Consider the following 8,791-nt stretch of genomic DNA (forward strand, 5'->3'; position numbering starts at 1 on the left):
GCGTCCCTCAGCGATCTTTTTTCTTGTACATGGCGAGCATCCGGCTGGTCACCAGGAAGCCGCCGAAGATATTCACCGAGACGAGCACCAGAGCGACGAAGCCGAAACCGGTGGCGAACCCGCTGAGCGAGGCGCCGACTGCGAGCAGTGCGCCGACCACGATGACCGAGGAGATCGCATTGGTGACGGCCATCAGCGGCGTATGCAGCGCCGGCGTCACCGACCAGACGACGTAATAGCCGACGAAGATCGCCAGCACGAAGATCGCAAGCTGGAAGACGAAAGGATCGATCGCGCCGCCGGAAACGGCATGGGCGGCCGCACCGGCCGCATTGGCAACTTCGGGCGCCTGCTCGGCGGCGGCCTTCACGGCGGCGACCGCATTGTCGAGGCTTTCCAACGCCCTGTTCATAATTTCATTCGCCATCAAAGCCCCTCCTTCTTCGCGGCATCGTCCTTGGCAGGTTTACGGCGCGCGCGCGTGGCTTTTTCCGCCGGTGCGTCACTGGGCGAAACCACCTTCTCCTTCCTAGGCGCCGCCTTCTTCGGCGCCGGCGCCGCTGCCGGCTCTTCGGCGGGCACAGCCGTCGCGAAGGTCGGATGCACGACCGCGCCGCCGTTCGTCAGCATCGTCGCCTTGACGAGTTCGTCTTCGATATTGATCGAAAACTCCTTCGTGCCCTTGTCGACCATAGTCTCGATGAAGGCATAGAGGTTGCGCGCATAAAGCGCTGAAGCGGATGCGGCGATGCGGCCGGCGACATTGGCATAACCGATGACGGTGACGCCCTCGACGGTGACGACCTTGCCCTTTTCGGAACCTTCGATATTGCCGCCGCGCTCGACCGCGAGATCGACCGCCACCGAGCCCGGCTTCATCGAGGCGAGCATGGCGCGCGTGACGAGTTTCGGCGCCGGACGGCCCGGAATGAGGGCCGTGGTGATGACGATGTCCTGCTTGGCAATGTGGTCGGCGACAAGCGCCGCCTGCTTGGCCTGATATTCCGCCGACATCGGCTTGGCGTAACCGGCAGTGGTCTCGGCGGCCTTGAACTCGTCGTCCTCGACAGCGATGAACTTGCCGCCGAGCGAGGCGACCTGCTCCTTGGCGGCCGGGCGCACGTCGGTCGCGGAGACGACGGCGCCAAGGCGCCTTGCGGTGGCAATCGCCTGCAAGCCGGCAACGCCCGCCCCCATCACGAAAACCTTGGCGGCAGGAACCGTGCCGGCCGCCGTCATCATCATCGGCATGGCCCGGCCGTATTCATGCGCCGCGTCAATCACGGCGCGGTAGCCGGCAAGGTTTGCCTGGGACGACAGGACGTCCATGGATTGCGCACGGGTGATGCGCGGCATCAGCTCCATGGCGAAGGTGGTGAGCCCGGCCTTCGCCATCCCGGCGAGTGCCGCCTCGTTGCCGTAAGGATCCATGACCGCAAACACGACCGCGCCCGATTTATAGGAGGCGATCTCCGCGGCCGTCGGTCGGTTGACCCTGAGCAGGATATCGGCCGCTCCGGCATCGGCGGCGGTCCCGATACGGGCGCCGGCAGATGCGAAATCTGCGTCGGGAATGCCCGACGCCAGCCCTGCACCATTCTCGACGACCATCGAAAAGCCGAGGCCGACGAGCCGTTTTACCGTTTCGGGTGATGCGGATACGCGCGGCTCTTCCGAACCTTCGCGGCTTACAAATACGATCTTCGCCAAAGACTGTTTCCTCCCAGTCGATATCGCAGGAGGGCGCGACATCTCATCCCCCCTTACGCCAGAGACAAATCCGGCCGGTCAGGATCAGCGCAGCAGGAAGACGCCGGCGATGTTGAGAACGATGAAGACGATGAGGCTGCCGAGGAAGCCCACGCCGCCGAAGAAACCGGCGGCCATTGCGATCAGCAGGACGGCGGTGACCATCGTGCCCCATTTCGCACCGGCGATGAACATGTTGTAGGTCTTCTCATGTTCCGAATAGTCCATGGAAGCCCCTGTTTCCACCGGCCCGCTATGGTGATTGTCCATCTGTCCCGTCTCCTTAGAACACCAGCCGCACGCGACCCGCGGGGTCAAGCGTTTTCGCGCGCGGAAAAACCCTCTTGAACGTCCTCGATCATGCCTAGAGCAGCAAGATGAACGTCACGTCAGGCCTTACACAAAGCGGCTGGAAAGCGCAATGGCACGAAACGCCGCTCCCGTACGCTCGTCACGTCACGTAGACCATCTCGGGAGAATCCGGCCTGACGGCAATCCGGGCCGTCGGAAGGATGGTGAGCGGCGAAATCTCGAAGCGCGAAGACCGGTCGAACATAAGCCGCCGCTCGAAGGCCTCGGATTGAAACGCCGGGAAACGCCGCATCAGTTTCGACCTTATCTCCCGCGTACGCGATGCAAGCAAGGTCAGCTCGAAGCCATAGGTTTTTGTCATGGTCGGCGGAACGACGGTATCGGCATAGAAGAAGCGTCTGTAGAACGCCGCATGCGAAGGTCGTATATGCTGGAGCATGCGATCCGCGTCGAAATGGATCGCCGCCATGATCGTCGGCCTGACGGTGAGATAGGGAAGCGTCGAGCGCTCGTTGGCGAATTCCGCATCGATGGCGAATCGCGCCGGATCGATGAGCGTGAGGCCGGCATCGAGAAAAGCGTTGATCGCATCGGGAAAAATGCCGCTCGACTGGGATACCCGATGCTCCGGCGTTACATAATGAATACGTAATGTACTGACGAGCTCTTCGTAATAATAGACGCCGAAGACATAAGCATGACTGTCGAAATCGATCTCGTCGAGCATGCTGCTCACAGCGACAGGCAGCACATTGTGCGCTTTATAGGCTCTATATCTCAGCCGTGCGATATCCTCGAAATCCTCATGGCTTTCGATTCGCCGGTATTCTATGTGATCCAAGGTCTCAAGAAGCTTGCTGGAAAAATATCCGTCTGAAAAGGTCTTTTCTGTTTGCATTGAGGTCATTCCTGGGGCGTTAACCAGGAATTAACCCTAAAAGGCGACAGGGCTGCAATAAGCGAATGCCGATTTTAATAAAGTTTTAAATATTATGGTTAAAAAGCACCGGATCGGCCTTCCGGCTGCACGAAATCCAATCGCATTCGCTCAGATTTTAGGCAGTGGTCAGCGTGCGGCTGCCCTGAACGCGGAGCTTTGCGTGTTCTTTGCACCGCGCCGCAGGGTGGAAAGCTTGCCGGTCGGCGAGGCGGTGGCCGCAAGCTCGGTGATTCTGTCGGCATCCACCGGCATGGAGAAGACGTAACCCTGCACCAGATCGGCGAAACGGTGACGATTGATGAGCGCGAGCTGCTCCCGCGTCTCGACGCCTTCCACAATGATCTTCAGGCCGAGTTCTCGCGACAGGTGTACGATGCCGCGCAGGAGCTTCAGCTTGCGCTGGTCCTCGCCGATATTGCGGATGAAGGCCCGGTCGATCTTGACGATGTCGACCGGCAGCGAATCCAGGTAGCTGAGGCTCGAGAAGCCGGTGCCGAAATCGTCGATCGCAATCGTGACGCCGAGCGCCCGGAACTGGTTGAGAATCGCGCTGACCGCGACGGGCTCGTCCATGAAACAGCTTTCCGTCACCTCCAGGTGCAGCCTGGAGGGATCGAGCGAATGGCGCTTCAGAACGTCCGCCACGTATCCGACGATCTCGTCATTGCGCAGGTCCTGGATTGAGAGATTGACGGAGACGCCCATCGGGTCGGGCCAGGTCATGCAATCGCGACAGGCCTGATCGAGGACCAGGCGCGTGATCTGGGAGACGAGGCCCATATCCTCCGCCATGGGGATGAAGATGTTCGGGCCGACCAGGCCGCGTTCGGCATGGTGCCAGCGCACCAGGGCTTCGCTGCATTCGATGACGGAACCGTCGGGCCGGTACATGGGCTGGTAGACGACATGGAGGGCTCCGTTGGCGACCGCGAGCCGAAGGTCTGCACGGAGCTTCTGCTCATCGATATATTGCGCGTCCATTTCCGGCCGGAAGACGGTCAGCGCACCGTGCCCTTCGGACTTTGCATGGTTAAGGGCGAGGTCGGCCTTGATCTGCCAGTTCTCCATGTCGAAATCCTGCGAGGGCAGGATGACGCAGCCGCCATTCATGGAAACCGTCAGGCGCAGGCCCTCCACATGATAATCTCCCTGAATTCCCGCGTGAAGCTGGCGGATTTGCTGCTCCAGCCCGCCACTGTCTTCGCCACCGGTAAGCAGGATGACGAATTCGTCGCCGATCAGGCGTCCGGTCAGCATGTTGTCCGTCCCGAGCGCGGCAAACCGGGCCGCGATCGCCGAAAGCAGCCGGTCGCCGACCACATGGCCGCGCATGTCATTGACATGCTTGAAGCCGTCGACGTCGAACACGGCGAGAGCCGCCAGCGCCTCGCCGCGACCGTTCACCTTCTCCGCCGCCAGCCCGGCGAAATAGCCGCGGTTCGGCAGGCCTGTCAGCGCGTCAAACCGCACCATATGCAGGATCTTTTCCTCCGCGGCCACGCGGGCGCTGACATCCTCGAAAATCAGGACCACGCCGCCATCGGAGCGATGGCTCACGGAAAATTCCAGGTGGCGTTCACCGCTGAATCGAAACAGTGCCCGGTTCAACGTCCCTTTGGCCAATAGGGCGATCTGCTGGATAATTGCGTCGGAGGCGCGGACGGTGCCTTGCCGCAGCACGTTCACGAGTTCGCTGTCTTTCACGTCCACAGCAGGATCAAGTCCCAGGAGATCGCGGGCCTGACGATTGATGACTTCGATCCTGCCGTTACCGTCCAGCATCATGAGGCCGTGGGCCATGGTCTTGAGCGCGGTGTCGAAGCGGCCGGCGATGAGCGTCATTTCACGCGAAGCGATGACATTCTCGTAAAGGAAGTCTCGAACCCCCTTGGCCATGGAGCGCGTGGTAAGTCCGAACGGGATCAGCAGCAACGACATCAACGCCAAATTCAGTTCGCCGGTTAGAATACAGGCCACGATGATCGGCAGGCAGCAACCGATGATCTGAAAATCCACCGCATGACGTGAACCGTAATTGCGCCCGACGATGGACATCATCGTGCCGAGCGTCATCGCGATGCAGGTGAAAGCCGCAAATGTGCTCTGCAGGACAAGAAGCGCGTAACCGCTGGCAATACCCAGCAGAAGCGCGGTCATCGCCGCTCCGACGACATAGCCGCGCTCGATGGAAGCAATTTGTTCACGGGACAGGGACTGCTTGTCGAGACGGTCGAACTGCCAGAAACCCGTGATGCGATAGAGGAAAACCGCGACGAAGCACGCCGCCATGCCGAGATAGAAGACTGAACCGGTATCGCTGAAGACGAGAAAGCACCACATGACGTGCACGATCATGCCCGTCGCCAGCGTGCCGCGATTGCCAAACAGTGAGCTGACGAACGACAGGTACACGTCCGTCTGCAGCACCTTCGCTTCAGTCTCTTTCATCGGGTTCATCCCTTTGGTTCCGGCCAACACTGCTGAAAACCTTTTAAAAATTGATTGTGCAAATGGCTCATCCCCCCCTAATCAGTGGGGGGTTGTTGAGAGTTTGCTCAATGAATTCCAAACAGGATAGCTAAAATTCCAACACCTGTGCCGAATTGGGATTTGCAACGCGGCCGTCATTCGCATCCATCGATCGTCCAAAACGCTCTCCGACTTTCGTCGAATCCTCCGCTGTTTGCACTCAACAAAACGCGAAAAACCTTGCCGAAAGCCACCGATTTCAGGCTTTCCCGGTTATCCGGCGATTGATTTTTGCCGCACCAGTCAATACACGTCGCGCCACCGAAACCGGAGGCTATCGCTTCCGGCCAAACACTATCCTATCATGACCCAGGACCTGATAATCACTCAAAATAAGTCCAAGAGGAGGGGAAAATAATGGCTGGACTGCTTGTATTTAGTCGGCTCGTCGACGCTGTTACGACGGCAATTGGCAAATCCGTATCCTGGCTGCTGCTGGCGGCGGTTCTGATCAGCGCCGGCAATGCCGTGCTGCGCAAGACGCTGGACCTGTCGTCCAACGCCTGGCTGGAAGTGCAATGGTACCTGTACGGCACGGTCTTCATGCTGGGCGCGGCTTATGCGCTTCTGCAGAACGAGCACGTCCGCATCGACATCCTGTCGTCGAGTTGGTCGAAGAAAACCCGGGACATCATCGACCTCGTTCTGCACATCATCTTCCTGCTCCCCTTTGCCGGATTGATGGCATGGCTCGCCTGGCCCTGGTTCTGGCTTTCCTACCGCTCCGGCGAAATATCCTCGAATGCCGGCGGATTGATCATCTGGCCTGCAAAGCTTGCCGTACTGCTCGGCTTCATGCTGCTCCTGCTCCAGGCCCTGTCGGAGATCATCAAGCGCTTCGCGGTCGTGACCGGCCGGATCGAAGACCCGCGCGAAGATAAAGCCGGCCAGATGCCGCCCGCCGCGTCCGAGGTCTGACATGATCGATTTCATTGCCCACAACCTCCCGCTCGTGATGTTCACGAGCGTCATGGCGATGCTGCTGCTCGGCTACCCCGTCGCTTTCACGCTGGCAGCCGGCGGCCTCGCCTATTTCGTCATCGGGGTCGAGCTTTCGACTATTTCGCCGGAAATCCGGCTCTTCTGGCCGCTCCTGCAGAGCCATCCCGAACGCATTTACGGGATCATGTACAATGATACCCTGCTCGCCATTCCGTTCTTCACCTTCATGGGCATCATCCTGGAACGGTCGCGCATGGCCGAAGACCTGCTCGACACGATCGGCCAGCTTTTCGGTCCTGTCCGGGGCGGTCTCGCCTATGCGGTGATCCTGGTCGGCGCGCTGCTCGGCGCCACCACCGGCGTGGTCGCCGCCTCCGTCATGGCGATGGGCCTCATTTCCCTGCCGATCATGCTGCGTTACGGCTATAACCGGCCATTCGTTTCCGGCACCATCGCCGCATCGGGAACGCTCGCTCAGATCGTGCCGCCCTCGCTGGTGCTGATCGTCATGGCCGATCAGCTCGGCCGCTCGGTCGGCGACATGTATGTCGGCGCTCTTTATCCGGCCCTGCTCATCGTTGCGGTCTATTGTGTCTATGTGTTCATAGTATCGATGACGAAGCCGCAATGGGCCCCTGCCCTGCCGCTGGAGGCGCGCACGCTCGGCAACGGCGTGACATCCCTCATCGTGATGATCGCGATCGCCGTGGCTCTCTATTACCTCGGGCTCCACGTCCTTTTCACCGGTATCCAGAGTCCCGAATGGCGGCTTGTCGCGGCGATGGCCTTTGCGATCGCAGTCGCCTACGTCGTTGCCATCGTCAACGGGCGGATGCAGAAGAAGATCATTTCGAGGCTCGCCGAACAGGTGATCATCGTGCTGATCCCGCCGCTCGCGCTGATCTTCCTCGTGCTCGGCACCATCTTCCTCGGCATCGCGACGCCGACCGAAGGCGGCGCCATGGGTGCCACCGGCGCTCTCATCCTGGCATTCGCCAAACGGCGCCTGACGTTCGCGTCGATAAAAAGCGCGCTCGATTCCACCACGAAGCTCTCCGCCTTCGTGATGATGATCCTGATCGGCGCCCGCGTTTTCGGTCTCACCTTTTACGGCATCAACGGCAACGTCTGGATCGAGGAACTGCTGCTTGCCCTGCCGGGCGGCGAATACGGCTTCCTGATCGTGGTGACGATCATCGTCTTCATCCTGGGTTGCTTCCTCGATTTCTTCGAGATCGCCTTCATCATGGTGCCGCTGCTCGCGCCGGTGGCCGAAAAGCTCGGCATCGACCTCGTGTGGTTCGGCATCATCCTCGGCGTCAATCTGCAGACATCGTTCCTGACGCCGCCCTTCGGCTTCTCTCTTTTCTTCCTGCGCTCGATCGCGCCCTCGGCTCCCTGGGCCGACAAGGTGACGGGCAAAATGATGGAAGGCGTGAAGACCTCGGAAATATACCGCGGCGTGCTGCCCTACATCGTCATCCAGTTCGCGATGATCCTGGTGGTGATCGCCTTCCCGGGCCTGGTCATGCATTACAAGAGCGACCAGCAGGCTGTGAACCCGGACGACGTGAAGATCGAGATCCCGGGCTTCGGCAACCAGAACGGCTCCGCACCGGCACCGTTCGGCCTGCCGCCGCTTGGCAATCAGCCCGGCGGCACGGGCGGCCAGGCCCCCTCGATGGGGCTTCCCCCGCTCGACCTTGGCGGGCCTTCGCCGCAGGCACCGGCGGGCGGCGCGCCGGCACAGCCCCAACTGGGCCTTCCTCCGCTTGATCTGGGCGGCCCTGCTCCCCAGGCGCCCGCGGGAGGCCAGGGCCAGCAACCGGCACCGCCGGCATCGGGAACAGCCCCTTCCGGCAATCCCGATCTGAGCCAGCCCCCGAAGATCAATCCTTGAGGGGCGGCTTCTCTTATCAGCATCCTGATGGGAGAGTATATTTCGGAGTGGAAGACAGGGGTGGAGCCCTGCCTTCCTTTTGCTATCTAGCTAGGAATTGAAATCGGACGGAGACTGACCAGCCCGTCCGTTTTCTCCTTGCCAATATCGTAATGCTCAGTGGTTTCCACATCGCATCACCTCCGGTTCGAGGGCAAGGCTCTTGCCTAGAGCGGGATGATTTTAGATCCGTTCATATCCGGCCTCGTTGAAATAGTTCTGGCATTCTTTTGGAGAAACGGTTTGGAGGATGGTTGCGAGCGCGTCATGGATGGCGTTGCGGCTTCTGGCCTGCGCCTCGCGTAGCCGGTGTTTGATCTTGGCGAAGAGCTTTTCGATCGGATTGAGATCGGGGGAGTATTGCGGCAGGAAGAACAGCC

Annotated in this window: 8 protein-coding genes; 2 read left to right on the forward strand and 6 right to left on the reverse strand. The window is 60.3% G+C overall.

Annotated elements, in window-relative coordinates:
- Window positions 1–7: 7 nt before the first annotated feature.
- The 5 genes from ABK249_RS06165 to ABK249_RS06185 form a co-directional block, all read right to left on the reverse strand.
- Window positions 8–427 carry an NAD(P) transhydrogenase subunit alpha part 2 gene (locus ABK249_RS06165; protein WP_348862442.1) on the reverse strand — a complete coding sequence of 140 codons (420 nt, stop codon included), beginning with the start codon at window positions 425–427 and terminating at the stop codon, window positions 8–10.
- Window positions 427–1,710 carry a Re/Si-specific NAD(P)(+) transhydrogenase subunit alpha gene (locus tag ABK249_RS06170; RefSeq protein ID WP_348862443.1) on the reverse strand — a complete coding sequence of 428 codons (1,284 nt, stop codon included), beginning with the start codon at window positions 1,708–1,710 and terminating at the stop codon, window positions 427–429. Before ABK249_RS06170 ends, ABK249_RS06165 begins: the two co-directional genes overlap by 1 nt.
- An 84-nt stretch (window positions 1,711–1,794) precedes the next feature.
- Entirely contained in the window at window positions 1,795–2,019 is a 225-nt protein-coding gene (locus ABK249_RS06175; protein WP_037155824.1) for an aa3-type cytochrome c oxidase subunit IV, read from the reverse strand.
- 181 nt (window positions 2,020–2,200) lie between these two features.
- Window positions 2,201–2,959: an N-acyl amino acid synthase FeeM domain-containing protein gene (locus ABK249_RS06180; RefSeq protein WP_037155821.1), complete on the reverse strand. Its 759-nt coding sequence runs from the start codon at window positions 2,957–2,959 to the stop codon at window positions 2,201–2,203.
- A 168-nt stretch (window positions 2,960–3,127) separates the two neighbouring features.
- A complete protein-coding gene (locus tag ABK249_RS06185) occupies window positions 3,128–5,449 on the reverse strand; it encodes a putative bifunctional diguanylate cyclase/phosphodiesterase (protein WP_348862445.1) in 2,322 nt (773 codons plus the stop codon).
- A gap of 438 nt (window positions 5,450–5,887) precedes the next feature.
- Between ABK249_RS06185 and ABK249_RS06190 the strand changes: the two genes are divergently transcribed.
- Window positions 5,888–6,448 carry a TRAP transporter small permease subunit gene (locus tag ABK249_RS06190; RefSeq protein WP_037155818.1) on the forward strand — a complete coding sequence of 187 codons (561 nt, stop codon included), beginning with the start codon at window positions 5,888–5,890 and terminating at the stop codon, window positions 6,446–6,448.
- Window position 6,449: 1 nt separating this feature from the next.
- A complete protein-coding gene (locus tag ABK249_RS06195; RefSeq protein ID WP_348862446.1) occupies window positions 6,450–8,372 on the forward strand; it encodes a TRAP transporter large permease in 1,923 nt (640 codons plus the stop codon).
- Between the two features lie 222 nt (window positions 8,373–8,594).
- Here ABK249_RS06195 and ABK249_RS06200 read toward each other — a convergent pair.
- A partial coding sequence (locus ABK249_RS06200) for a transposase (protein WP_348862447.1) occupies window positions 8,595–8,791 on the reverse strand: 197 nt, incomplete at its 5' end.

Origin of the sequence: Neorhizobium phenanthreniclasticum, assembly GCF_040066075.1 — a bacterium.
Lineage (GTDB): Bacteria > Pseudomonadota > Alphaproteobacteria > Rhizobiales > Rhizobiaceae > Neorhizobium > Neorhizobium petrolearium.

Excerpts from the sequence above, each read along its gene's own strand:
- ABK249_RS06165 (WP_348862442.1), bottom strand. The coding sequence starts at position 427 with ATGGCGAATGAAATTATGAACAGGGCGTTGGAAAGCCTCGACAATGCG.
- ABK249_RS06175 (WP_037155824.1), bottom strand. The coding sequence starts at position 2,019 with ATGGACAATCACCATAGCGGGCCGGTGGAAACAGGGGCTTCCATGGAC.
- ABK249_RS06180 (WP_037155821.1), bottom strand. The coding sequence starts at position 2,959 with ATGCAAACAGAAAAGACCTTTTCAGACGGATATTTTTCCAGCAAGCTT.
- ABK249_RS06185 (WP_348862445.1), bottom strand. The coding sequence starts at position 5,449 with ATGAAAGAGACTGAAGCGAAGGTGCTGCAGACGGACGTGTACCTGTCG.
- ABK249_RS06190 (WP_037155818.1), top strand. The coding sequence starts at position 5,888 with ATGGCTGGACTGCTTGTATTTAGTCGGCTCGTCGACGCTGTTACGACG.
- ABK249_RS06195 (WP_348862446.1), top strand. The coding sequence starts at position 6,450 with ATGATCGATTTCATTGCCCACAACCTCCCGCTCGTGATGTTCACGAGC.